The sequence below is a fragment of the Aliamphritea hakodatensis genome (genome assembly GCF_024347195.1).
In the GTDB taxonomy this organism is placed as follows: domain Bacteria; phylum Pseudomonadota; class Gammaproteobacteria; order Pseudomonadales; family Balneatricaceae; genus Amphritea; species Amphritea hakodatensis.
The window spans coordinates 3,978,777-4,001,768 of the sequence record NZ_AP025281.1 but is presented as its reverse complement, the minus strand read 5'-3'; the positions used below and the strand labels follow the sequence as shown (position 1 = coordinate 4,001,768).

Genomic DNA, 22,992 nt, shown 5'->3' with positions numbered 1-22,992 from the left:
GTTTAAAAAAATTGTGCGAATTCTACGCTAATCCGGGTCGAATTACACAGAATTCAACGCAAATTAGCTAAATTATATGTTGAATTTCTTCACCTGGCAGGGAAAGTTTTCAGTTTGCTTTACCGCAGGCATAAATCCGCATGGATGAGGGGCCTGAAATTATCTGAAAAACTCCTTCCCTCAACTGGTATGATGGGCCATTTTTTACTGATATAACGGTTGCTTAACGGTGACAGGTTTCTGTTGCTGACACTGGTACTGTGTTTACAAATCAAGGAGCAAAGCCCTGTGCACGTTCATATTTTAGGTATCTGCGGAACCTTCATGGGAAGCCTGGCTGTACTGGCAAAAGAATTGGGGTACCGGGTGACAGGCTCTGATGCCAATGTCTATCCGCCGATGAGTACCCAGCTGGAAGAGCAGGGGATTGAGCTGATTGAAGGGTACGATCCCGCGCAGCTGGAGCCGCAGCCGGACATTATCATTGTTGGCAATGCGATGACCCGCGGTAACCCCTGTGTGGAAGTCATGCTGAACAAAGGCATGCGTTATACCTCCGGTCCGCAGTGGTTGTGTGAACATGTGTTACAGGACAAGTGGGTACTGGCCGTGGCGGGCACCCACGGTAAAACAACGACAGCCACCATGCTGGCCTGGTTGCTGGAATATGCGGATATGCAGCCGGGATTCCTGATCGGGGGCATTCCGCAGAATTTTGCCTGTTCAGCCCGGCTGGGTGGCAGTCCGTTTTTTGTCATTGAAGCGGATGAATATGACACGGCATTTTTTGATAAGCGTTCCAAGTTTGTCCATTACCGCCCGCGGACGCTGGTGCTGAATAATCTGGAATTTGACCACGCGGATATTTTCCCGGATCTGGCGGCCATTCAGCGGCAGTTCCACCACGTAGTCAGAATAGTCCCGGAAAACGGTCAGGTGATTATGCCGGCGGATCAGCCGGCACTGGCAGATGTGATTGATCAGGGTTGCTGGACGCAGCAGGTACAGACGGCTGTAACCGATGGCGACATCAGTTTCAGCCGTGATGGCGAGCACTGGCAAGCCCGTCTGCTGGAAGCGGATGGGTCTGCCTTTGAGGTGCTGCATAACGGTGAGCTGCAGGGCACAGTACGCTGGAATATGACCGGTAAACACAGTGTGAATAACGGTTTGATGGCGCTGGTTGCTGCCCGTCATGTGGGCGTACAGACCGGACATGGCATCGAGGCCCTGTGTGCTTTTTCCGGTGTAAAACGCCGTATGGAATTACTTGCCGATATTAACGGAGTGCGGGTGTATGACGACTTTGCTCATCACCCAACGGCCATTGAAACCACCCTGCAGGGCATTCGTGCTCAGGTTGGCGATGAGAAAGTAATCGCAGTGATTGAACCCCGTTCAAATACCATGCGCTTAGGCAGCCACCGAGCCCGGCTGGCAGAGTCTGCCCGGCTTGCAGATGAAGTCTTCTGGTATCAGCCGGAAGGGCTGGACTGGTCATTACAGGACGTGGTTGAGGCCAGCCCGGTAACCGCGCATCTGGCAGGCACCACGGACAGCATCATTGAGCAACTGGTAAATGCCGCGCCTGGCAGCCATATTGTAATCATGAGCAATGGCGGTTTTGGTGGCATTCACACCCGGCTGGTGGCGAAGCTTCAGGAACAGGCCGGCTGAGTGGTTCGGGGATATGATTTTAATTATGAATAGCAGGAAGAGTCATGTCGGCTTATCGTGAAGCTATAACACTGGCAATCACCGGCGCTTCTGGCGCACAGTACGGTTTGCGCCTGCTTGAGTGCCTGATACAGGCGAACTGTCAGGTGATGGTGATGATTTCTCAGGCCGCACAGGTGGTGATCGCCACTGAAACCGATGAGCAGTTGCCGGGCAGCACCCAGGCGCAGGCGGAGTATCTGCAGCAGCGTTTTAATGCCAGAGACGGGCAGATACAGGTGTTCGGTAAACAGCAGTGGATGGCCTCCGTTGCATCCGGCTCCGGTGCGCCGGCGAAAATGGTTGTCTGCCCCTGCAGTACCGGTGCGTTATCGGCCATTGCCTGCGGTGCCAGTAATAACCTGATTGAACGGGCGGCGGATGTGGCGCTGAAAGAGCGCCGGCAGTTAATTCTGGTTCCCCGTGAAGCGCCGTATTCTGAAATTCATCTCGAGCATATGCTGAAACTGACCCGCATGGGCTGTGTCGTCATTCCGGCCAGCCCGGGCTTCTATAACAAACCTCAGACGGTTGAAGATATGGTTGATTTTGTGGTGGCCAGGATTCTTAATCAACTGCACATTGAACAGGATCTTCTGCCCCGTTGGGGCGAATAAGCCAGCGTGCCTGTCGGTGGCCGTTATTGTGGTGGTGCCGGGTGCAATTTATCCCGCCCGACAGTAGAATAGCGGCCTTTGTTTTCCCACCTTTGGATCGAGAAATGGCCAACATTTTAGCCCTGGATACTTCTACAGACGCCTGTTCGGTTGCGCTGAGCTATAACGGTGAGTTGCTGGAAGATTTTCGTATCATTCCCCGGCAACATACCAAACAGTTATTGCCAATGGTGGAAGAGATTCTGACCGAAGCAGGTATCAGTGTCGCACAGCTGGATGCGATTGCTTTTGGCCGGGGGCCGGGATCATTCGCCGGTATCCGTATTGCCACCGGTGCTGCCCAAGGGCTGGCGTTTGCGGCTGAGTTACCTGTGTTGCCAGTTTCGACGCTGGCGGCGATTGCACTTAAAACCACTCAGACCGAGGGCGTCAGTCAGGTGATTGCGGCGCTGGATGCGCGGATGAATGAAATCTACTGGCGTGCCTATCAGCTTGAAAATGACGTGCTGGTCGGGCTGGGTCAGGAAGTGGTCTGCCCGCCACAGGCGCTGACACTGCCGGGTGATGGCGACTGGTGTGCTGCCGGCAAAGGCTGGAGTTATCTGGCGGATATGCAGGCAGATGTTCAGCAGGCGATTACAGATCCTCAGCAGGATATTTATCCGACGGCCGGTTGCATGGTTCAGCTGGCAGCTGCTGACTTTACCGCAGGGAAGGGCATTGCGCCTGAGGACGCCCATCCGGTGTATCTGAGGGATGAAGTCACCTGGAAGAAAATTGATCAGCAAAAAAAGAAATCACAGCAGTAACACGCTCTGATTAGCAGGACAATTCATGGATTGGTTACAAATAATCACGCTGGCATTGATTCAGGGACTGACAGAATTTCTGCCGGTTTCCAGTTCAGCACACCTGATTCTGCCTTCGCAGCTGCTTAACTGGGAAGATCAGGGGCTGGCATTTGATGTCGGGGTTCATATTGGCTCTCTGGCGGCGGTGATGTTCTATTTCCGTAAGGATATCTGGAGCATGCTGAAGGCCTGGCTGGTGACCTGTACCGGGCGAAGTGCCGGGGCTGACGGTAAGCTGGCCTGGCTGGTGATTCTGGCAACCCTGCCGGCGGTGATTGCCGGTCTGATGCTGAGCAGCCTGGTGGATACTTACGGCCGCAGCATTCTGGTGATTGCCGGTACCACCCTTATTTTTGGCGGACTGCTCTGGTGGGCCGACCGCAACCGTACCGAGCAACGCCAACTGACAGATATTACTCTGAAAGATGCATTGTATATTGGCTTCTCCCAGGCGATTGCCCTGATACCGGGTACCTCCCGTTCCGGTATCACAATGACCACCGGCCTGATGCTGGGGTTCGACCGGCAGTCTGCGGCCCGTTTTTCATTTCTGCTGTCGATTCCGGTGATTTTAGGGGCCGGTGTTTTTAAAGGCATGGATCTGATGGCAACAGGCACGGCGGATCAGTGGGAAATGATTTTAGCCGGCACAGTGCTGGCGGCGATCAGTGCGCTGTCCTGTATTCACCTGTTCCTGAAGTGGCTCGACCGGATCGGTATGGGGCCGTTTGTTATTTACCGGATGTTGCTGGGTGTAACCCTGCTGGCGGTGTATTTTGCGACGGCCTGACGGATTAGCTGAACTGGAACTGGCGGTTGCTGCAACAGACCCTTACTGGCAGCCGGATGCAGAGGCGCTGGCTGAACGTCTGGGCCTGCCCTGTCTGAAAAAATATAATCTTAAATTCTGTGAATATCCGCAGCTGTTACTCTGTGGGCCGAAAGGGGTACATCTGCAGGTAACCGGAAAAAAAGCGCCGGGCCCTGTGATGGCGGATTTCGTCACCGGCGCGGTGGCTCACCGGCGCAAGTTCGGCGGCGGAAAAGGCCAGATGATTGCCAAGGCTGTTGGCATTAAAGGCAGTATCCGGCCAACGGTGGCAGATGTCACCGCAGGGCTGGGCCGGGACAGTTTCGTTCTGGCTACATTAGGCTGTGAAGTACAGATGGTGGAACGCTCGCCGGTGATCCACTGCCTGCTGGAAAGCGGCCTGAAGCTTGCGCAGGAAGATCCTGAAACCGCTGACATTGCCGTACGGATGCAGCTACAGCATGCCAACAGCATAGAGTGGCTGGCCAGCGTACCGGACAGCCAGCGGCCGGACGTTGTCTACGTGGACCCAATGTTTCCCCACACGGATAAGACGGCGCAGGTTAAGAAAGAAATGGCTGTCTTCCGTGATGTGGTCGGTGAAGATCCGGATGCCGAAGCGTTGCTGCGGGCCGCGCTGGACTGTGCTGAATACCGGGTGGTGGTGAAGCGCTCCCGCAAAGCGCCGGAAATTACCGGCCCCAGCCTTGCTGGTGTTACACCGAGTTTTCAACTGCTGGGTAAATCCAGCCGGTATGATGTTTACGCGTTAAAGAAGCTGGGCTGAGGCTTGATACGCCACTGCATTAATAATGCGGTGGCGGTACATCGGCGTCAGGCGCACTGACGGCATCCTGACCAATCAGTTTCATCTGCGCATGAATGTGTTTGAGCAGTACATTCATCCGGTCAATTTCCTGTGACTGCTTGGCGATAACATCGCTCATCTTATCCAGAGCATCTTCCTGAAACGCCAGGCGGGCTTCAAGGTCGGCTATGCGGTCTGTTTCTGACATTAGGGGCTTTTCCGTGATCGTATTCTTACTGAAGTGAATTGCGGCGACATCATAATCAGGCGGGTAAAAGAGTGCAAATCCGCTCAGATGTCAGTTAATACGGCCTAAGTATACCTAAGGTATTGAATAGTTTTATCAAAATAGGTATATAAATTGTGCAGAGTTACAAGTTTTACATCTGCAGATTATATAAATTTAACTTTTAATAATGATAAGAGATCCAGAATGAGTGTTAATCAACTGATAGTTAGTGTTGTTGTCAGTGCACTTGCAACAGTGGGAATCCTGGCTGTGATAGGGGGATTATCCGGCGAAGGCGAGTTGCCAGTAATGGATATGGTGTTAATTTTTGGTATTGTTGTAGTAAGTTGTGTTGCCGCGGGTGCGTTCAGCAAACCTGCTTCTGGCCAGACGGACATGGCTGATGACGATTATGCATCTGAAGATGATGATCGTGAACTGGGTACCGTTAAGTGGTTTAACGTATCCAAGGGCTTCGGATTTATCACCCGTGAGAATGGCGACGATGTGTTTGTACATTTTCGTAATATTCGCGGCCGTGGCCACCGTTCTTTGTCTGAAGGACAGAATGTACGCTTTAATGTGCGTGAGAGTGATAAGGGACTGCAGGCTGAAGACGTTTCAATCGTCCGTAGCTAATTTTTAAGCCAAAAAAAAGGGAGTGCCAGACACTCCCTTTTTTGTGCCTGCTGTTTGGCTTCTAGGTGATAATTCCCAGTGTTTCTGCCCTGGCCAGCAGTTGTTCTTCTGAGCAATAGCCCACTGCCAGCGGCTCAATGCCTGCTTCAGTCTGGTAAGCCAGAAAAGGAAAACCCTGCACACCGATTGAGTGGCTGAAGCGCAGATCCGACTGTAATGTCTGTTCCGTTTCGGTGCTGTGTAATATCGCAGCGAATGCCTGTTTATCTAAACCTGCTTCTTCAGCCAGCCCGGTCAGAGTGTCTGTATCGGAAGGGTTTCTTGCCTGCAGGTAATAGGCCTCCTGAATGGCTCTGATCATTTTCATACCGGCACCTGGCTGCATGCTTTCCGCACTGATAACCGCCCGGCAGGCAGGGTAAGTAGACCTTCTTGGCTGACACTGCGTCCAGAAATCATGGTTGAAGTGTGTGCCTGTGCGGGCTTCAATCTGCTGCCAGGTATACTGAATAGCCTGCCGCAGCTCCGGATCCATTGGCTGATCGTTATCAGGGGCCAGACCGCCCATGTAACACAGCACCTGAATATCCGGGTGAAGACGTTCAGTCAGTTGTTGCAGCGGATGCTGAAATGCCCAGCACCAGCTGCACATGGGATCCATGACGTAAATAAGAGCCATAAAGAAGTCCTGAAATCCTAAAAAGTTTCTAAACAGCGAACCGGGGTCCGCACTGATCAGTTTTCCTAATCTTAGAACAGCGTATCGGCCATTGTTCTGAACACTGTACCAAAAAAGAGATCTTTAACGTTTCAGAAGGAAAACCGCTGAAGCAAACGGATAACTTTAAATTTATTAAGTTTTTCTTGCATTTACAGCACCGACTCCTTACTATGCGTCCCACGTTGATGCGGGGTGGAGCAGCCTGGTAGCTCGTCGGGCTCATAACCCGAAGGTCGTCAGTTCAAATCTGGCCCCCGCTACCAACGTAAAAAAGAGAGGCTTATCTTTATAGATAGGCTTTTTTTATGCCTGAAATTTGAGATCTATCTTCAGAGCAGCGTGGTAGCTCGTCGGGCTCAGCTCTTTATAACCCCGGGCGAAGGTCGCTAGCTAAAACCTGGCCCCCGCTACCAACGTAAAAAAGAGAGGCTTATCTTTATAGATAGGCTTTTTTTATGCCTGAAATTTGAGATCTATCTTCAGAGCAGCGTGGTGGCTCGTCGGGCTCAGCTCTTTATAACCCCGGGCGAAGGTCGCCAGTTCAACTCTGGCCCCCGCTACCAACGTGATAAAACAGAAGAGGCTAACCGAAAGGTTGGCTTTTTTCGTTTCTGGGGTAGGTGTTTTAAGAACAGCTCGTCGGGCTCGCTCTTTAAAACCCCGGGCGAAGGTCGCTAGCTAAAACCTGGCCCCCGCTACCAACGTAAAAAAGAGAGGCTTATCTTTATAGATAGGCTTTTTTTATGCCTGAAATTTGAGATCTATCTTCAGAGCAGCGTGGTAGCTCGTCGGGCTCAGCTCTTTATAACCCCGGGCGAAGGTCGTCAGCTAAAACCTGGCCCCCGCTACCAACGTGATAAAACAGAAGAGGCTAACCGAAAGGTTGGCTTTTTTCGTTTCTGGGGTAGGTAATTTAAGAACAGCTCGTCGGGCTCAGCTCTTTATAACCCCGGGCGAAGGTCGTCAGCTAAGATCTGGCTCTCGGTACCAACGTAAAAAACAGAAGAGGCTAACCGAAAGGTTGGCTTTTTTCGTTTCTGGGATAAGTAAAACTAATAAAAGGAGGACGCTCGTCGGGCTCAGCGCTTTATAACCCCGGGAAAAGGTCGTTATGTGTCTGCGAAAGAGAAGGTGGCATACAGGCCCTTTCAGGGCGCTGTTTGCAGTTCTGTCAGCTGTTGCCAGATCGCCTGAGCGACGATACCCGTATCGGCATCACGCCGGCGGATCTGGAAAAGTTGCGAGTGGCGGGGGGGATAGCCTTCAACATTAAGGGGCACCAGTTTGCCGCTGGACAGTTCATCTTCAATCATATGGGTGGGGATGCCGCCCCAGCCCTGATTGGCGAGCAGGATTTCTTTCTTGGCGGCAAAGTCCGATACCGTCCAGCGGAGTCCTCCGGGCAGTAGGTCCCGGCTTTGTCTGGCGCTGCCAGAGCTGCTGTCCGCTACAATGATCTGGGTATAACTTTGCATCTCCCTGATGGTTTTCAGCCGGGGATGTTGCGCCGCTTCATGGTCGGGATGCGCAACGGGAGCAATGGTGATGCTGGCAAAGGGAATGGCTTCGACCTGATCCGCCGGAACACCGTCCATTGTGGTGATAATTATATCCGCCTGTTGTTCCAGTAGCCGCTCCAGAGGGCCGGCCATGGTTTCCCGGGAAAGGTGAATGTCTGTTGCCGGGTATTGTTGTTTAACCTGGCTGATGACATTCAGCACCGGTGTCAGTGGATAAGTGGCGGTGACGGCCAGTGAAACTGAGGCTTCATGTCTGGCATTCAGGTTTCGGGCTGTTGTTCGCAGCTGTTGCATCTGTTCAAGAGCCCGGATTGCCTGCCGGTAAAATACTTCCCCTTTGGCTGTCAGCTGCGGGCGGTAAGCCTCCCGGGATAACAGTAAAAATCCAATATCCTCTTCCAGTTTTTTCAGCATGTGGCTCACTGCCGACTGGGATTTATGCAGATGTTCGGCTGCACCCCTGAAAGTGCCTTCACTGACAATTGCCTGAAGAACCAAGAGTTGTTCGTATGTCACGCTAATAAAACCTGATCTGTTTTTTGAATCATAATATTGAAAAAACAATGTTATTTATAGTTTGTTTCTCGCGATACGCTTGCTTTCGTTGATTAAGCAATGAAAGAGGATAAGCCATGAAACTGTTTTATAAACCCGGCGCCTGTTCACTGGCATCGCATATTATTTTGCGTGAAGCCGGTGCTGATTTTGAGCTGGAAGCTGTTGATACCGACAGTGGCCGTACCGCGTCAGATCATAATTACCGGGACGTGAACCCTAAGGGATATGTACCGGCCTTGCAGCTCGCCTCGGGAGAGGTGCTGACCGAAGGTGCTGTTGTGCTGCAGTTCATCGCAGACCGGTTTGCACCGGGCCAGCTGATACCGGCCCCGGGCACGTTTGAACGGGTAAGGGTGCAGGAGTTTCTGAACTATATCGGTTCTGAACTGCATAAAGCCTTTGGCCCGTTCTTCTCAGCATCTGCCACGGAGGCTGATAAGGAGAATGCCCGGGCAAGCCTGGATGTGAAATTCGCCTATCTGAATGAAGTGTTATCTGACGGCAGGGTATATCTGCAGGGCGGGAGTTTTTCTGTGGCAGATGCTTATCTGTTTGTGGTCAGTAACTGGGCGAACTTTGTGGGGATTGATCTGCAGAACTGGCCGTTGGTAGCAGAGTTTACGGCGCGGATTGCAAAGCGACCGGCTGTGCAGGCGGCGCTGCAGGCTGAGGGGCTGGTCTGATGGCTGTGAAAGATCGTGCCATGGCGGATATCTGTGATCTGATGTCCCGATACCTTGAAGGGCTGTATCAGGCAGATACCGGTGTTCTGGCGGGTGTATTTCATCCGGATGCCCGTTACGTGAACATGACAGAAGGTGACTACATGAATAAGTCACTGGCTGAATATTTCTCCGCGGTGGAAAAACGGATTCCACCGGCTGTGCGGGGGGACACTCGCCGTGAGCGGATTATCTCGGTTGAGTTTGGCGGTGAACGGATGGCCTTTGTTAAAGCATCCATGACCATGATGGGGCGGGAGTATCTGGATTTTCTCACGCTCACCTGTGACCAGCATGGCTGGCGGATCATGAGTAAAGTTTTTTCCTATGTATCTCAGACAGAGACTGTTTAAGCGGAGTAAAGATGTATGCCTTACGTAAATATTAAAGTTACAAAAGAAGGTGGCCCGGATAACAGCGGCCCGACAGCGGCACAGAAAGCGGAACTGATTGCCGGAGTGACAGAGTTGTTATCCCGGGTGCTGAATAAAAATCCGGCTACGACATTTGTGGTGGTCGATGAAGTATCGCTGGACGACTGGGGGATCGGCGGTATGCCGGTTGTGGATTACCGGAACATGCTGGCAGAACAGGCTGATAAGGCACTCAAACAGTGAGTGCGGCGCATTCTTGCTGATAAAAGGCCGGTCTCTGACCGGCCTTTTTCTGTTAGCAAGGCAGATGTTTTCAGAGCAAAAATAAAAATATTAATTGCGCGCAATTTAATTGTGTAATATTTTGATTGCCACTGAACACTGCTACCGGAGAAAAAGCATGCAATTAGACAAAACTTTATATGTGGCTAAAGCTGAAGCAACAGGTGGGCGTGAAGGCTATATACGTTCGGATGACGGTGCGCTGGATATGCCGCTGACTACTCCTAAAGCCCTGGGCGGTGAAGGTAAGTTTGGTGTGAATCCGGAGCAACTGTTTGCTGCAGGCTATGCCGCGTGCTTCATCGGGGCGATGAAGGTAGTGGCCCAGCGTAACGGGAAAACCCTCAATTCTGCAGCTAAGGTTAATGGCGAGGTAGGTATCGGTCCAGTGGGTAAAGGGTTCAATATCAGTGTGGTGCTGAATATTGACGTCCCTGAAATGTCCCGGGGAGAACTGGAAACGCTGGTCAGTGCTGCCCATGAGGTATGCCCGTATTCCAATGCTACCCGTAATAACGTTGATGTTGTACTGAAGATCGTCTGATATACGGGCTGACAGGGAGCTGTACGGTCAGCCTTTGTCAGACAACGGATCTGAATTGTAAATCTAAGGAGAAAATAATGAATCTGAAAATGTTAACCCGCCTGTTGCCTGTATCTGCTATTGCTGCGGGCATGTTGGCAGCCAGTGTCAGTGTACAGGCAGACTGGCAACTGAATAATCAGCAGTCCAGCCTGAATTTCTTATCGGTCAAGAAAGTACATATCGCTGAAACCTTTCATATTACCCGGTTAGCCGGCCAGCTCAGCGACAGTGGCAAATTGTCAGTACAGCTGGATCTGGACAGTATCGAGACCAATATCGGCATCCGTAACGAGCGCATGCGGGAACATTTATTTGAAACGTCTAAATTTAAAACCGCCACTCTGAACAGCCAGTTACCCGCCGATGTTATGCAAACGGTGAAAAATGGCGGTTTTGTGAATGCTGAAGTGGATGCCTCACTGAGTTTTCATGGTCTGGAAAAACCCCTGAAAGTGAAAGTCAGCCTGCTGTCTGACGGTAAACAGGTACTGGCCAGCAGCAGCCAGCCTGTGGTGCTGACAGCTGAAACCTATGGCCTTACGGCGGGGATTGATAAGCTGAAATCATTGGCGGGGCTGGATTATATCGGCTATACAGTGCCGGTCAGTTTTAGCCTGGTGCTTGAGCAATAAATACCGGCAGACCCTGCTTCGTGGTATATTCCTGAACAAAGTAGCAGGGCGCGGCCCCTGCTTTTTGTGCCGCCCTCAGTGTTGGAATAGATCCGCAGATGACTGCAAATGATGACCTTTCTTTACTCGATGAGCGCCTGTGTTTTGCGCTGTATTCGACCGCTCAGGCGATAACCCGGGAGTATAAAAGCTTACTGGGTCGCCTGAATATGACCTACCCTCAGTATTTGGTGTTTCTGGCATTAACGCCGGAAGATGAAATCACCGTTAAAGCGCTGGGGGAACGTCTGTATCTGGACTCAGGTACGCTTTCTCCTTTACTGAAACGTATGCAACAGGCCGGTCTGATCCACCGTTACCGTGATGCTGAAGATGAACGGAAGGTTATGGTGAGCCTGACCGCTCAGGCCCGTGAATTAACCCCCGAAATCGCGGCTATTCAGCAGGAAGTTGCCTGCTCAACCGGTCTGAAAAAGCCTGAATTTGAACAGTTACTTGGCCAGTTGCAACAGCTTAACCGGCATTTACGTCTGGGACATGACTGACCGGAACAGGGCCTTGCTGTGATGCTGAATGGCCCAGTGCAGCCAGGTCAGAGCGGCGTCAGTATGGTGAGGTTCACCGATCCGTGTGTGTCATGGCCACCTGGTTACCCTGACCGGTTTAAGCGGAATAGTTAAGGTGTAAATCCGGTGGTTAAGGGCTGGCGATAAAGGGTAAAAATATACGGTTTTTCTACCCCTTCTAAAAAAAATACCCGGTATAGCCGGGTATTTTTTTGCTCTTAAGGAGGTCTTTACACCGGTATTTTCATTTCCATTATCCGGGTATCTATGTTCCCGATTTCACGTTTTTCTTTCAGTAACTGACGGCACTCTGACGGGCTCAGCCCCATATATTTTTTGAATACCCGGGCATAATAAGACGGGTCATTAAAGCCTACGGTGAAAGCCACATCAGCAATCGAGGCGACAGGATTGAGCAGTAAACGGGTTGATTCTTTCAGCCGGTAACCAATGAGGTATTCCTGAAAGGTCAGATCGTAAGTTTGTTTGAATAACCTGCAGAATTTATTGACCGTCAGGCCACACATTTCAGCCATATCAGACTCCAGAATTTTTTCCGGATAATGGTTTTGCACGTAATTGACGGCATGCTGCAAGGTTGATTCACCACTGGTGGGCGCCCGGAATCGCACTTCCTCTGGCAGGGGCTCGCTGTCACAGCGAATATTACGTAATTTAATGGCGTCTCTGAACTCACTGGCGGTTTTCAGTGAGTCGGTGATATGTACCATGTCTGCTTCAGAAAGCGGTTTTACATGGTAGTCCCAAACCCCGGTACGAAATGCCCAGATTGCCAACGCTTCGGAATGTTGTTCGGTGAACATCAGAATGGGGAGATCCGGGTCTGACTGCCGGGTTTGCTGTAACAGGTGCAAACTCTGTATATCCGGATAATCATACTCAAAACAGATAAGGTCCGCTTCAGCGGTGTTCAGCAAACGGGGACATGTGGAGGATTGCTTGACCGTCTGCGTATGACAGATTCCATCAAAACTGCTTGATAAACATGATTGATTTGACTGGTTTCTAAGGTCAACCCAGAGCATGGTGGCTATGTGCATAAAAGCCTCACTTTACCATTTCTATCACCCGTTCCCTGGCTATTTTTTTGTGTTGTTCAGCGCTGTTCTGTAAGCCCTGTGTAACACAGTGTAATAAATACGTTACTTAACCTTAGATCAAAAAACAAACACCTGCCAAACATAACTTTCAGCAATTTCAACAGGCTTACAGGCGAAATAAAACCTGACTGCAAAGATAGTCCTAGTGTTTTAAAAAATAGTCCTAACCCTATTTTTTGTGGCTTCCTAAGTTTGATGTACAGCGACTTCTTGCGAACCGCAACGGAGTCCAAAAAGGGAAAGTGAAATGAATTTAAGGTATGCACTGCATGCCATAACGAACACGGGGTAATGTCCTATGAACATGCAAAAAATAAAAACTCAGTTGGAAGCATTCCTTAAAGATGAAGAAGGCCTGACAACAGTTGAGTACGCGATAGCCGGTAGCCTGGTAGGTCTTGCGGTCGTAACTGCATTTACCGACCTGGGGACCCAGGTAGGAACTACGATTGGCGATCTTGAAGATGCAATCACACCAGCAGCTGCTCCTGCTCCTCAATAAAAGAGCATTGAAATCCGGAGCGCGAAGCTGCTCCCAGTAATATAAAAAGTATCAAACAGGAGGGCAATATTATGCAAGTTACGCTGATCAGCGAATTCACCATGCTGGTATTGCTGCTCCTATTTTTAGCGGTAACAGTGAGTGACATCACGCGGCATATTATTCCGAATGTACTGAATTTGATGATTCTTATATGTGGCGTTGTTTTCCAACTGGAAATGATAGGGCTGAGTGGATTAATGACCGCTCTTGGCGGTTTGTTGGTGGGTTTGCTCTTCTTTCTTCCTTTTTATATTGTCGGCGGCATGGCCGCCGGGGATGTAAAACTGATGGCCGCTGCAGCAACAATGCTTGGTCCTGCGACAGCGATATTTGCAGCAGGGCTGAGCCTGGTTGCCGGTTTGTTTCTGGCACTGTTGGTGGTGGCCTGTAAAGGTGACCTATTAGCACTGCTGAAACGCTACTTCATGATTTTTAAAACGCTGTTTTTTACCCGTCAGTTTATTTATATCAAACCGCAGGAAGGCGAAGCAGCAGCGTTACGTTTTCCTTATGCACTGGCGATTGTAACCGGAACGGTACTGGCGCTGGCGTATCAGTCTCAACTTGGGTTTGTTCACTTACGTGAATTACTCACAGGCGGTGCCTTATGAAAAAGCACCAGCAAGATCCTTTAATGAATGGTGGTGGCTCCGCATCCGGGGTTAACGGTAACGGCAACGGTAGTGGAAATGTCGTATCACCTTTCAGAATGCTGGCCCCACGGCCAACCAGTATTGAAGAAACCTGTTTGAACAAACAGTTCCTGGTTGATCTTGTCAGCAAACACCTTTATGACGCCGGCGGCCTGACCATTTCACAGCTGGTCCACAGGGTATGTCTGTCCGGTTCAATTATTGAAGAGATCCTCAATTATTTGCGTCAGGAAAGTCGTTTGGAAGTGTTGCCCCGTTTAGGGCAAAGCAAGGAGCTGTATTACAGCCTGACCGATTTAGGACGGATTGCCGGCCAGGAGGCGATGAACAAAAACGGTTATATCGGCCCGGCGCCGGTACCTGTTTCTGAATATGAGAAAGTGGTTCAGGCGCAGTCGGTTCACCGGGTCATTATTAAGCAGAAAGAAACGCAGCAGGCTTTTGAAGATATTGTTATCCGGCCTACCTTGCTGGATCAGCTGGGACCTGCGATGAATTCTGGCCGTTCAATTGTGATTTATGGGCCGCCGGGTACCGGTAAAACTTATATTACCCAGCGGCTGACCCGGTTACTGACCGATGCCTGCCTGATTCCATATGCAATTTCTGTGAATGAAAGCATCATCCAGCTCTATGACCCTCTGGTACATAAAGCTGCCGATCAGGCATCCGGCACAGACGGTAAACCAAACCTTTTATTTAATGAAGGCCATGACCCGCGTTACAAGCTGTGTAAACGTCCGGTCGTGATCAGTGGCGGGGAGCTGACCCTGGATATGCTGGAAGTGAAATATGAACCCAGCACCAAGATTTACCGTGCCCCCTTACAGCTTAAAGCCAATAACGGCATGTACATCATTGATGATATGGGCCGTCAGCGGGTGAGTCCTGTGGAGTTATTTAACCGCTGGATTTACCCCATGGAAGAACGCAAAGATTTGCTGAGTCTGGCAAACGGTAACAGTTTTGAAGTGCCGTTTGACGAGATTCTTATTTTTTCCACTAACATCAATCCACTGGAACTGGGTGATGCGGCTTTCTTACGCCGAATCGGCCATAAGATCTTTTTCGATACGCTGGACAAGTTTGCTTTTACGGAAATCTGGAAAAAAGTCTGTATCGAAAAACAGATCGAGTTTGATCAAACATTACTGACATACATTTTCGAGGAGCATTATCAGCGAGAGCAGCGACCTTTACTGCCATGTCACCCCCGAGACATACTAGGAATAGCGCAGGACAAGGCGCTGTATCTCGCTGACCCCGAAAAACTGTCTGAAGAGTTGATCGACTGGGCCTGGAAAAGTTACTTCGTAAAACTTGATCAGGAAGAAGACCAGTTTGCCGGCTCCGGCAAGCTGTCAGGAGGTCATTATGATTAAATCAAGAACCCTATTGCTGTTACTGCTGTCAGGTTTGCTGGCGGTGGCGGCAGTCTTTGTAGCCAATAACTGGTTAGCCAGGCAACAGCCACAGGTCGTCGAAAAAACAGTGGTGACTGAAACCGAAGTTGTGATGACTGCTGCGCTGGAAATCCCTTATGGCAAGAAAATTGAATCCCGACATCTGAAACGTCTTGAAATGCCGGTTGGACTGGCGCCGGACGGTGCAGTACGCAGCGCCCAGCAACTGGAAGGCATGGTGGCCAATGCCGATATTCTGCCTGGTGAAATTCTGATGCAGGCCCGTTTCAGTGAACACCTGGAAGGCAGCACTCTGGCGTCACTGATTGAGCCGAATATGCGTGCGGTAACCGTACGGGTAAATGATGTTGTGGGGGTGGGTGGATTCCTGTTACCAGGTAACCGCGTAGACGTTCTGGCCAGCCGTACGGTGAAAAAACGCACCACGACTAAAACCATTCTCAGCGACCTTAAGGTATTAGCTGTGGATCAGACCGCCAGTACCGATGAGAAAGATCCGGTGATTGTCCGTGCAGTTACCTTAGAAGTCTCACCGCTGCAGGCAGAAGACATTGTTAAAGCCCGTGATGAAGGCCCTATTCAGCTGAGCCTGCGTAACCCTAAAGATCGCGGTGTGATTAAAAAGCCGGCTGTACGTCGGGTCAGCAGTGGCTCGTACGTCACCATTATTCGCGGCACGAATGTGCAGAAAAGCAAGGTAAGGCTGTAAAGCGTCTGTTTGCGCGAATGCTTTGAATCGTCTGCTTCCGGCCCGAGTGTGGAGCCGCTACAGACAGAAGAAAGGAAGTCACTATGAAATATTCAATACAATATCCCGTTAAGCTTGTTACGGCTCTGATTGTCTTGATGTTCTTGTTTTCCGCCAGTTCAGTCGTCGCGCAGGAAACAGCACGCAGTACAACATTAAAGACGTTTGATGAGCTAACTGACCATAGCCGTCAGGTGGAAACCATTTGGGTGCCGCTTTATAAATCGCATATTCTGCGGATTAATAAGCCAGTTAAAAAGATCTCCATCGGTAATCCGGATATTGCCGATATCCTGATTATGCAGTCCGGCCAGTTATATGTACTGGGCCGGGGGCTGGGCACGACGAACGTACTCCTGTGGGATGGCAAGAATAAGCTGATCAGCGCGTTCGATATTGAGGTTACCCACGACCTGGATACCCTTAAAGCCAAGCTGTACGAGCTGCTGCCTGAAGAGAATATAGAAGTGCATTCTTCCCAGGGGGCTATTGTATTAAACGGTGAAGTCAGCAGCCTGACGCGAATGAACACCGCGGTTGAAATTGCTAAAAGTTTTACCGTCCCCACCAAAGATGATTCTGAAGATAATTCCATCTCCAGTGTGGTCAACCTGATGGGCGTCGGTGGCGCACAGCAGGTCATGCTGAAAGTAACCGTCGCTGAGGTTTCCCGCCGGGTGGCCCGCCGTCTGGGCATTAAGTTCAACGCGGTCAATTCGGGCAGCAATTTTCAGTTTGGTGCTGTCAGTGGTGGTGCGACCTTTCCTGATGCAGTATTTACTGACCTGGCGGCCGGAGCCTCCGGTGCCCGTACCCCGGTATTTACCGATGGTGGCATATTCGGTCCGGTAATTGATGAGTTTGCACCGAGTGACCTGGCTATTGCCGATAAAGGTTTGTTTGCCAGCTATATCGGTGGGGATTACCTGTTTAGCATGGCGCTGGATGCGGCTAAAGAAGATGGTTCTGCAAAAATTCTGGCTGAACCAACCCTGACAACCCTGACTGGCCAGGAAGCCTCTTTCTTATCCGGTGGCGAGTTTCCGATTCCTGTTCCGAACGAGGATGGGATTACGATCGACTTTAAAGAATTTGGTATCGGTCTGAAATTCTTACCCGTCGTGCTGGATTCCCAGCGAATCAACATGAAACTGAATATCAGCGTCAGTGAGCTGACCTCAACTGCCAGTGTCTCTGCTACACCGGGTAACACCAATGCCAGTTTCTTTGTGCCGGCCCTGACCAAGCGTTCTGCAAGCTCTACCGTTGAGCTGGCTGATGGTCAGACTATCGGTATTGCCGGTCTGCTGAATGAGAACATGCGTGAGGTCGTCAATAAATTTCCTGGTCTGGGTGATATTCCGGTACTGGGTCATCTGTTCCGCAGTCAGGAATTTGAAAAGGGTGAAACCGAGCTGGTTATTCTGGTAACGCCACAGCTGGCGAAGCCTCTGAATACCGATGAGATCGCCTTACCGACAGACAACTTTGTCGAGCCTTCCGACTTTGAATTCTACATTCTGGGTAAGAACCTGGGGGATCCTGAAGAGCAGTCTGAATCGTCTCAACAGGTTGCATCAGCGTCGGACAGTGCGCAGCTCAATGAAGCAATTGCGGATAACGAAGACGATAAAAAACCGGTACCGGCGACCAGCTTTGCGGTACCGCCTCTGCCTAAGATCAACAGTAACTCCGGCGGCATGGAAAATAATTACGGTCATTCGATTAACTAGGAGACAGCATCATGAAAACCCTGATGATTATAGCGATGGGACTGGTGATTGGTGGCTGTAGCAGCCAGCCCCGGCCTGAACTGGGCAGCAGCGTTCGGGCGATGACAGAACAGCAGACATATAACCCGGCAGCGACCCAGCAAAACGCCAGCCGGGACGGCAACTCACTGGATGGCGAAAGCGGTGTACATATCCTGCGGACTTACCGCCAGGCAGTGGGTCAGCCTCGGGAAGTTAAAAAAGAAATTCAGGTAAATATAGGTAACTGATTATGAATACCTGTAGCAAACACAGAACCCGTGCCCGGTCAGCGGTCACCGGCGCAAAGCAACAGCGGGGCATCGTGACCGTTGTTGTGGCTGTAGGTTTAATTGCGCTGGTTGCTATGGTGGGTTTGGCACTGGATACAGGACATCTGTTATTGAATAAGACCCGCTTGCAGAATGCCGTTGATGCGGCAGCACTGAGTGGAGCAAGAACGTTACAGTTGTCTGTCAGCGCGGCGCCAATGGATGATGCCCGGGCGGCTGCAATTGCAACCTTTAACGCCAACCTTTCTGATGAACTGACGTCTCATGCACCGGTACCGACGGTGACGTTTTCTGAAGATTTAACGCCCGGCTCCTTTGTGGCTGCAACTGCGGGTGAGCCTAACTATATTAAGGTTGCGACGCCTTTGGTGCCACTGACCAGCTATCTGGTGCAGGTCGTTGGAGTTGACGACAAACCTGTCGGTGCAACGGCGGTTGCAGGCTTTGGCAGCGGTGCCAGCGTCTGTGATCTGATTCCGGTCATGGTCTGTAAAGGGACTCAGGATCCGGATACCCCTACCGGCTTCAGTGAATTTGATTTTTCTGCCGGCCTGAGTGCACCGTTTGATCCTGCAACTGATACGGTAACCCTGAAAACCGGTTCCGGTTCCGGTCCGGATACGGATGTCGGTACCGGCAGCTTTCATTTAATTGATATTCCCGGATTACAGGGTGCAAATGATATCCGCTATGCCTTTGCAGAGTCCTCAAACTGTGGGGATGAGGGGCAGGAATTTGAGATTGATCTGGCGCCGGGTAACAAGGTGGGACCCACCGTGCAGGGCATTAACACCCGGTTTGGCCTGTATTCCGGTCCGTTAAACGGTAATTCTTCGGACTATCCACCAGATTACGCAAATGATACATCCCATACACCGGACTGCATCGGAATGGATCCGGACGGTCTGGGCTCAGATCCGGATAACGGCACCGGCCCGAATGCCTGCCTGGACCCGCGTAACTATGCCAATTATTACAATTCACCCAGCAGCAATATACAGCCGGAAGATCCCCGTTATCAGCGTCGCATGGTTAAGGTACCAGTTGGTGCCTGTGATGGCTCTGCAACCGGTAATGATACGGTTGAAACACTGGGCTTTGGTTGCTTTTTACTGACTGATCCAGCCACTCAGCAAGGTGGTGCTAATTCTGACAGCGGTTCGCTACGGGGGGTATTCATGCATGAATGTACTCCGCCGGCAACCGGTGTCACCCAGGGCAGTGGTGTCACAACTATCTTCCTGTTTAAAAACCCCGACGGAGAAGAGTCATGAATACCTGTTTCTCGCGTCGTTCCTTCGCCCGGAGCCGGCGGCAGCAAGGCATTGCTGCGGTCGAGTTTACAATCGCTCTGCCACTGTTACTCCTGCTAATGTTTACTTCGGTAGAAGTCGGGCGCTTTTTATACCAGTACAACACCCTGACCAAAGCGGTTGAGGGTGGGGCACGCTATCTTGCCAGTCAGGTGCGGGCGGTTGATACCCCTGCCCAGTTGGTAACCGTTAAAACCAATGCTGAAAATCTTGTCCGTTATGGCGCTCTCACGGTTGCCGCTGACAGCAAACCGCTGTTACCTGGCCCGAATGTCGTAACGGTTGTAACAGATACAGCTGCTGTCGGAGCAAATCCGATCACAGTATCGGCGACTTATTTGTATGACCCGATAATTTTTCCACTATCTATCTGGCAGGGTATTGATCTGGAAGTACCCATTACCGCTGCCGTAGGAATGCCTGTGCTCTGAAGGGATATCAGGCACTCGAGGGGGATAAAAAATGAACAATCTGAAAACCTGTAGACAGGCCGGTTTGGTGACCGTCGAGTTTGCGATTATCGGTTCGGTGTTCATCATAGTTCTGTTTGCCATTATAGAAATGGGCCGTTTTTTATATACCTGGAATGTGCTCGATGAAGTAACCCGCCGGGCAGCACGTCTGGCAGCGGTATGCCCGATGGCGCAGGAAGATAATGTACGTCAGAACGCTGCGATTAATGCACCGGGAGTGGCATCACTGAACAGCACTCATGTGAGTATTGAATACCTGGATGCCAGTCAGGTTGCCACCAACATACTTGAAGAAGTGAGATATGTGCGTACCAGCATTCAGGATTACCCGTACCAGATGCTGATACCTCTCCTGCCACTGGCCCCTTTTAATGCCTCAGCATTTACTACAACCCTGCCCAGCGAGAGTCTCGGAATTACAACCCCGGGCAGCTGGACTGTTGACTGTACGGGGGCCTGATCATGAAACCCAATAATAGCTCACTCATAAATCGCTCAGCCCGCCAGTTCAGTATTTTAATTTCTGGCAGAGATTCGCTGATGCTGGAGTATCTGAAAAATCATCTTAAGAGCGTGAGCAATAACCTGAAACTGGAATCCAGACTGGCTATCAATGGCACAGTGGATCCGCTTGATAACCTGGAGAGTAAGCCGGATCTGCTGATTCTGCATTTAAGTGATATGTGGCGTGAAGAGTTACAGGCGTTGACCCTGAATACCTCTCAGCAACGGCCGCAATTACTGATTATCGGCAATTCAGAGCAGCCTGAAATGATGCGTCTGGCGATGCAGGCCGGTGCCCGGGATTTTCTGACTGAGCCGGTGAATACCGAAGAGCTGACATCGACAATACAACGGATCGAAATTGAAAAACATGAAGCAGAACATGCTGAAAACGGCGCGCTGACAGCGGTTATCAATGCCAAAGGGGGATCCGGTGCAACGGTACTGGCCTGTAATCTGGCGCACATGATGCAGGTGCTCAGTGAAGAAGATGTCCTGCTCATGGATATGGACACTCAGTTTGGTGCACTGGCTCAGTACCTGAATATGAAACCTGAAAACGGTGTGATTGAAGCATTAAGGGTTGTTGATGAGCTGGATGTTACCGCGCTGAATGCTTACCTGCTGCGCCATGAAAGTGGCCTGCGAATAATGGGGGCAACACTGCATGAACTTTGCCTCCCCAGCCAGATTCCTGAAGCACGGATTCGTATGCTGCTGGATATCCTGCTGAAAAACTGTTCTCAGCTGGTGGTGGATGTCCCAAGGGTGATTGATCAGACAACCGCAGCGGTACTGACCCAGGCGTCACAGGTCGTGGTGGTTGTGCAGCAGGACTATATCAACATTAAAGATGCCGCCCATCTGATGAGGCTGTTACAGCAGGAAATGGGGCTGATGGATCATCAGATCATTGTTGCCGTCAACCGCATGCAAAAAAATGCTCAGATCAGTATTGATGATATTCAGAAAGCGCTGAACGCTAAGCATATCGTCACGATTACCAATGATTATAAAAATGTACTCGAGAGCCTGAATAAAGGCGAACCTCTGTACAAAGTTGCCCGCCGGGCGGCCATTACCCGCTCAATACAGTCGCTGCAGGAGAAACTGATTCATGGTTTCCCTGATCAGCAGAAAGGATTTCTGGCGCGTATGTTTTCAACTATGACCGGAGCATAACACTATGCAATTTGATGAAATGAACGGCGTTAATAATACCCAGGAAGGTCAGGCTGAGGCAGCGATTCAGAGCCATAGTTTTTCAAATACGACCAAACTGGAAAAAGAGTGGAAGAACCGGGTATACGAACAACTGCTGAAGGTCATGGATCTGTCCCTGATTGACAACCTGGAACCGGCGGATGCCCGCGAACAGATCCGTGACATTTGTCAGCAACTGATCCAGCAGGAATCGATTCCCTGTAACCAGGCGACCCGCATCCAGATCATTAAACAGATCGAAGACGAGATCATGGGGCTGGGGCCTCTGGAGCCTTTACTGGCTGATGCGAGCATCTCCGACATCTTAGTGAATGGGCCACAAAGTGTCTTTGTGGAACGGGGCGGTAAGCTGGAGCCTACCGACATTCGTTTCAATAATGATCAGCACTTGCTGAATATTATTGACCGGATTGTATCGACAGTGGGACGCCGGATTGATGAGTCTTCACCTATGGTGGATGCCCGTCTGAAAGACGGATCCCGGGTAAATGCCATCATTCCGCCACTGGCGCTGGATGGCCCGAGTATGTCTATCCGTCGCTTTGCGATAGAGCGTTTAGACATGCAGGGGCTGGTTGAACTGGGATCGATGCCGGAAGAGTTGGTACCGGTATTTGAAGGGATCGTCAAAGCCCGGCTCAACGTCCTGATTTCCGGAGGTACCGGTTCAGGTAAGACGACCTTGCTGAATATTCTCTCCGGTTATATTCCTAAAGATGAACGCATTGTCACCATTGAGGACTCGGCGGAATTACAGCTGCAGCAACCCCATACGGTTCGTCTGGAAACCCGGCCACCCAATGTGGAAGGCAAGGGGGAAGTCAGTCAGCGGGAGTTGGTCCGTAACAGCTTACGGATGCGCCCGGACCGGATCGTGATCGGTGAGGTACGGGGCGGTGAAGCACTGGATATGTTGCAGGCGATGAATACCGGCCACGATGGTTCACTGACAACGGTTCACGCCAATACACCGAGGGACGCACTGTCCCGGATCGAGAACATGGTTTCGATGAGTGGTGTGAATTTCCCTGCAAAAACGCTTCGCGCTCAGATTGCTTCAGCCATCAACATTGTGGTGCAGATTGCGCGGATGGAAGACGGTCAGCGGCGAATGGTCAGCCTGCAGGAAATCAACGGCATGGAAGGTGACATTATTACCATGACCGAACTGTTTAAATTTGAACGTCAGGGCATTGATGAAAATGGTCGGGTCAAAGGACGCTACACCGCGACCGGCATTATCCCTGCTTTCTTTGATCATCTTAAAAAACGCGGTATTGAGCTCCATTACCGGTTATTTGATGAATTTTAA

Annotated in this window: 27 protein-coding genes and 1 tRNA gene; 24 read left to right on the top strand and 4 right to left on the bottom strand. The window is 50.8% G+C overall.

From position 1 onward, the window contains the following. Positions 1–288: 288 nt before the first annotated feature. The 5 genes from mpl to PCI15_RS18310 all read left to right on the top strand — a co-directional run bounded on the left by mpl (position 289) and on the right by PCI15_RS18310 (position 4,782). The gene (gene mpl / locus PCI15_RS18330) at positions 289–1,677 is read left to right on the top strand and encodes a UDP-N-acetylmuramate:L-alanyl-gamma-D-glutamyl-meso-diaminopimelate ligase (protein ID WP_271271366.1); all 1,389 of its coding nucleotides are present in this window, start codon (positions 289–291) and stop codon (positions 1,675–1,677) included. Between the two features lie 44 nt (positions 1,678–1,721). Then, positions 1,722–2,333, top strand: a complete 612-nt coding sequence (locus PCI15_RS18325; RefSeq protein WP_271271365.1) for a flavin prenyltransferase UbiX — start codon at positions 1,722–1,724, stop codon at positions 2,331–2,333. Between the two features lie 104 nt (positions 2,334–2,437). Further along, complete coding sequence (tsaB, locus tag PCI15_RS18320; RefSeq protein ID WP_271271364.1) at positions 2,438–3,142, top strand: tRNA (adenosine(37)-N6)-threonylcarbamoyltransferase complex dimerization subunit type 1 TsaB; 705 nt, start codon at positions 2,438–2,440, stop codon at positions 3,140–3,142. Positions 3,143–3,167: 25 nt separating this feature from the next. Next, positions 3,168–3,974: an undecaprenyl-diphosphate phosphatase gene (locus PCI15_RS18315; protein ID WP_271271363.1), complete on the top strand. Its 807-nt coding sequence runs from the start codon at positions 3,168–3,170 to the stop codon at positions 3,972–3,974. Further along, positions 3,961–4,782, top strand: coding sequence for a class I SAM-dependent methyltransferase (locus tag PCI15_RS18310; protein ID WP_271271362.1), 822 nt, complete (start codon positions 3,961–3,963; stop codon positions 4,780–4,782). The genes PCI15_RS18315 and PCI15_RS18310 overlap by 14 nt, the downstream gene beginning before the upstream one ends. Positions 4,783–4,801: 19 nt before the next feature. Here the strand turns inward: PCI15_RS18310 and PCI15_RS18305 are convergent, their stop codons facing one another. After that, positions 4,802–5,011, bottom strand: a complete 210-nt coding sequence (locus tag PCI15_RS18305; RefSeq protein ID WP_271271361.1) for a SlyX family protein — start codon at positions 5,009–5,011, stop codon at positions 4,802–4,804. A gap of 225 nt (positions 5,012–5,236) precedes the next feature. Between PCI15_RS18305 and PCI15_RS18300 the strand changes: the two genes are divergently transcribed. Then, positions 5,237–5,671 (top strand): cold-shock protein, encoded by a 435-nt coding sequence (locus PCI15_RS18300; RefSeq protein WP_205657909.1) that lies wholly within the window; start codon positions 5,237–5,239, stop codon positions 5,669–5,671. A gap of 61 nt (positions 5,672–5,732) precedes the next feature. On the opposite strand, the gene PCI15_RS18295 is transcribed toward PCI15_RS18300, so the two are convergent. Then, on the bottom strand, positions 5,733–6,350 hold the full coding sequence (locus PCI15_RS18295; protein WP_271271360.1) for a DsbA family protein: 618 nt from the start codon (positions 6,348–6,350) through the stop codon (positions 5,733–5,735). A gap of 228 nt (positions 6,351–6,578) precedes the next feature. Between PCI15_RS18295 and PCI15_RS18290 the strand changes: the two genes are divergently transcribed. Beyond that, a tRNA-Met gene (locus tag PCI15_RS18290) sits at positions 6,579–6,655 on the top strand. A gap of 885 nt (positions 6,656–7,540) precedes the next feature. Here PCI15_RS18290 and PCI15_RS18285 read toward each other — a convergent pair. Beyond that, positions 7,541–8,428: a LysR family transcriptional regulator gene (locus PCI15_RS18285; RefSeq protein WP_271271359.1), complete on the bottom strand. Its 888-nt coding sequence runs from the start codon at positions 8,426–8,428 to the stop codon at positions 7,541–7,543. A 116-nt stretch (positions 8,429–8,544) separates the two neighbouring features. Here PCI15_RS18285 and gstA point away from each other — a divergent pair, with 116 nt between their 5' ends. The 6 genes from gstA (at position 8,545) to PCI15_RS18255 (ending at position 11,611) form a co-directional block, all read left to right on the top strand. Further along, positions 8,545–9,153: a glutathione transferase GstA gene (gstA, locus tag PCI15_RS18280; RefSeq protein WP_271271358.1), complete on the top strand. Its 609-nt coding sequence runs from the start codon at positions 8,545–8,547 to the stop codon at positions 9,151–9,153. Beyond that, positions 9,153–9,545, top strand: a complete 393-nt coding sequence (locus tag PCI15_RS18275) for a nuclear transport factor 2 family protein (RefSeq protein WP_271271357.1) — start codon at positions 9,153–9,155, stop codon at positions 9,543–9,545. Before gstA ends, PCI15_RS18275 begins: the two co-directional genes overlap by 1 nt. Positions 9,546–9,560: 15 nt before the next feature. Next, a complete protein-coding gene (locus PCI15_RS18270) occupies positions 9,561–9,809 on the top strand; it encodes a tautomerase family protein (RefSeq protein WP_271271356.1) in 249 nt (82 codons plus the stop codon). A 157-nt stretch (positions 9,810–9,966) separates the two neighbouring features. After that, positions 9,967–10,392 carry an organic hydroperoxide resistance protein gene (locus tag PCI15_RS18265; RefSeq protein WP_271271355.1) on the top strand — a complete coding sequence of 142 codons (426 nt, stop codon included), beginning with the start codon at positions 9,967–9,969 and terminating at the stop codon, positions 10,390–10,392. A 77-nt stretch (positions 10,393–10,469) separates the two neighbouring features. Further along, entirely contained in the window at positions 10,470–11,066 is a 597-nt protein-coding gene (locus PCI15_RS18260) for a YceI family protein (RefSeq protein WP_271271354.1), read from the top strand. A gap of 98 nt (positions 11,067–11,164) precedes the next feature. Next, complete coding sequence (locus PCI15_RS18255; protein WP_271271353.1) at positions 11,165–11,611, top strand: MarR family winged helix-turn-helix transcriptional regulator; 447 nt, start codon at positions 11,165–11,167, stop codon at positions 11,609–11,611. A gap of 251 nt (positions 11,612–11,862) precedes the next feature. Here PCI15_RS18255 and PCI15_RS18250 read toward each other — a convergent pair whose 3' ends face one another. After that, positions 11,863–12,678 carry an AraC family transcriptional regulator gene (locus tag PCI15_RS18250; RefSeq protein WP_271274654.1) on the bottom strand — a complete coding sequence of 272 codons (816 nt, stop codon included), beginning with the start codon at positions 12,676–12,678 and terminating at the stop codon, positions 11,863–11,865. Between the two features lie 373 nt (positions 12,679–13,051). Between PCI15_RS18250 and PCI15_RS18245 the strand changes: the two genes are divergently transcribed. The 11 genes from PCI15_RS18245 (at position 13,052) to PCI15_RS18195 (ending at position 22,992) form a co-directional block, all read left to right on the top strand. Beyond that, positions 13,052–13,255: a Flp family type IVb pilin gene (locus tag PCI15_RS18245; RefSeq protein ID WP_271271352.1), complete on the top strand. Its 204-nt coding sequence runs from the start codon at positions 13,052–13,054 to the stop codon at positions 13,253–13,255. Between the two features lie 101 nt (positions 13,256–13,356). Then, a complete protein-coding gene (locus PCI15_RS18240) occupies positions 13,357–13,908 on the top strand; it encodes a prepilin peptidase (protein WP_271271351.1) in 552 nt (183 codons plus the stop codon). Further along, on the top strand, positions 13,905–15,332 hold the full coding sequence (locus PCI15_RS18235; RefSeq protein ID WP_271271350.1) for a DUF8689 domain-containing protein: 1,428 nt from the start codon (positions 13,905–13,907) through the stop codon (positions 15,330–15,332). The genes PCI15_RS18240 and PCI15_RS18235 overlap by 4 nt, the downstream gene beginning before the upstream one ends. Then, the gene (cpaB, locus tag PCI15_RS18230) at positions 15,325–16,083 is read left to right on the top strand and encodes a Flp pilus assembly protein CpaB (RefSeq protein ID WP_271271349.1); all 759 of its coding nucleotides are present in this window, start codon (positions 15,325–15,327) and stop codon (positions 16,081–16,083) included. Before PCI15_RS18235 ends, cpaB begins: the two co-directional genes overlap by 8 nt. Before the next feature lie 83 nt (positions 16,084–16,166). Then, entirely contained in the window at positions 16,167–17,855 is a 1,689-nt protein-coding gene (locus PCI15_RS18225; protein ID WP_271271348.1) for a type II and III secretion system protein family protein, read from the top strand. Between the two features lie 11 nt (positions 17,856–17,866). After that, the gene (locus PCI15_RS18220; RefSeq protein ID WP_271271347.1) at positions 17,867–18,124 is read left to right on the top strand and encodes a hypothetical protein; all 258 of its coding nucleotides are present in this window, start codon (positions 17,867–17,869) and stop codon (positions 18,122–18,124) included. Between the two features lie 2 nt (positions 18,125–18,126). Then, entirely contained in the window at positions 18,127–19,440 is a 1,314-nt protein-coding gene (locus PCI15_RS18215; RefSeq protein WP_271271346.1) for a pilus assembly protein TadG-related protein, read from the top strand. Beyond that, the gene (locus PCI15_RS18210) at positions 19,437–19,910 is read left to right on the top strand and encodes a TadE/TadG family type IV pilus assembly protein (RefSeq protein WP_271271345.1); all 474 of its coding nucleotides are present in this window, start codon (positions 19,437–19,439) and stop codon (positions 19,908–19,910) included. The genes PCI15_RS18215 and PCI15_RS18210 overlap by 4 nt, the downstream gene beginning before the upstream one ends. Positions 19,911–19,941: 31 nt before the next feature. After that, positions 19,942–20,412, top strand: a complete 471-nt coding sequence (locus tag PCI15_RS18205) for a TadE/TadG family type IV pilus assembly protein (protein ID WP_271271344.1) — start codon at positions 19,942–19,944, stop codon at positions 20,410–20,412. 2 nt (positions 20,413–20,414) lie between these two features. Beyond that, complete coding sequence (locus tag PCI15_RS18200; RefSeq protein WP_271271343.1) at positions 20,415–21,638, top strand: CpaE/TadZ family protein; 1,224 nt, start codon at positions 20,415–20,417, stop codon at positions 21,636–21,638. A gap of 4 nt (positions 21,639–21,642) precedes the next feature. Continuing rightward, positions 21,643–22,992, top strand: a complete 1,350-nt coding sequence (locus PCI15_RS18195; protein ID WP_271271342.1) for a TadA family conjugal transfer-associated ATPase — start codon at positions 21,643–21,645, stop codon at positions 22,990–22,992.

Coding starts and splice junctions, on each gene's coding strand:
- PCI15_RS18325 (WP_271271365.1), top strand. CDS start 1,722: ATGTCGGCTTATCGTGAAGCTATAACACTGGCAATCACCGGCGCTTCT.
- tsaB (WP_271271364.1), top strand. CDS start 2,438: ATGGCCAACATTTTAGCCCTGGATACTTCTACAGACGCCTGTTCGGTT.
- PCI15_RS18315 (WP_271271363.1), top strand. CDS start 3,168: ATGGATTGGTTACAAATAATCACGCTGGCATTGATTCAGGGACTGACA.
- PCI15_RS18305 (WP_271271361.1), bottom strand. CDS start 5,011: ATGTCAGAAACAGACCGCATAGCCGACCTTGAAGCCCGCCTGGCGTTT.
- PCI15_RS18300 (WP_205657909.1), top strand. CDS start 5,237: ATGAGTGTTAATCAACTGATAGTTAGTGTTGTTGTCAGTGCACTTGCA.
- PCI15_RS18295 (WP_271271360.1), bottom strand. CDS start 6,350: ATGGCTCTTATTTACGTCATGGATCCCATGTGCAGCTGGTGCTGGGCA.
- gstA (WP_271271358.1), top strand. CDS start 8,545: ATGAAACTGTTTTATAAACCCGGCGCCTGTTCACTGGCATCGCATATT.
- PCI15_RS18275 (WP_271271357.1), top strand. CDS start 9,153: ATGGCTGTGAAAGATCGTGCCATGGCGGATATCTGTGATCTGATGTCC.
- PCI15_RS18270 (WP_271271356.1), top strand. CDS start 9,561: ATGCCTTACGTAAATATTAAAGTTACAAAAGAAGGTGGCCCGGATAAC.
- PCI15_RS18265 (WP_271271355.1), top strand. CDS start 9,967: ATGCAATTAGACAAAACTTTATATGTGGCTAAAGCTGAAGCAACAGGT.
- PCI15_RS18260 (WP_271271354.1), top strand. CDS start 10,470: ATGAATCTGAAAATGTTAACCCGCCTGTTGCCTGTATCTGCTATTGCT.
- PCI15_RS18255 (WP_271271353.1), top strand. CDS start 11,165: ATGACTGCAAATGATGACCTTTCTTTACTCGATGAGCGCCTGTGTTTT.
- PCI15_RS18250 (WP_271274654.1), bottom strand. CDS start 12,678: ATGCTCTGGGTTGACCTTAGAAACCAGTCAAATCAATCATGTTTATCA.
- PCI15_RS18245 (WP_271271352.1), top strand. CDS start 13,052: ATGAACATGCAAAAAATAAAAACTCAGTTGGAAGCATTCCTTAAAGAT.
- PCI15_RS18240 (WP_271271351.1), top strand. CDS start 13,357: ATGCTGGTATTGCTGCTCCTATTTTTAGCGGTAACAGTGAGTGACATC.
- PCI15_RS18235 (WP_271271350.1), top strand. CDS start 13,905: ATGAAAAAGCACCAGCAAGATCCTTTAATGAATGGTGGTGGCTCCGCA.
- cpaB (WP_271271349.1), top strand. CDS start 15,325: ATGATTAAATCAAGAACCCTATTGCTGTTACTGCTGTCAGGTTTGCTG.
- PCI15_RS18225 (WP_271271348.1), top strand. CDS start 16,167: ATGAAATATTCAATACAATATCCCGTTAAGCTTGTTACGGCTCTGATT.
- PCI15_RS18220 (WP_271271347.1), top strand. CDS start 17,867: ATGAAAACCCTGATGATTATAGCGATGGGACTGGTGATTGGTGGCTGT.
- PCI15_RS18215 (WP_271271346.1), top strand. CDS start 18,127: ATGAATACCTGTAGCAAACACAGAACCCGTGCCCGGTCAGCGGTCACC.
- PCI15_RS18210 (WP_271271345.1), top strand. CDS start 19,437: ATGAATACCTGTTTCTCGCGTCGTTCCTTCGCCCGGAGCCGGCGGCAG.
- PCI15_RS18205 (WP_271271344.1), top strand. CDS start 19,942: ATGAACAATCTGAAAACCTGTAGACAGGCCGGTTTGGTGACCGTCGAG.
- PCI15_RS18200 (WP_271271343.1), top strand. CDS start 20,415: ATGAAACCCAATAATAGCTCACTCATAAATCGCTCAGCCCGCCAGTTC.
- PCI15_RS18195 (WP_271271342.1), top strand. CDS start 21,643: ATGCAATTTGATGAAATGAACGGCGTTAATAATACCCAGGAAGGTCAG.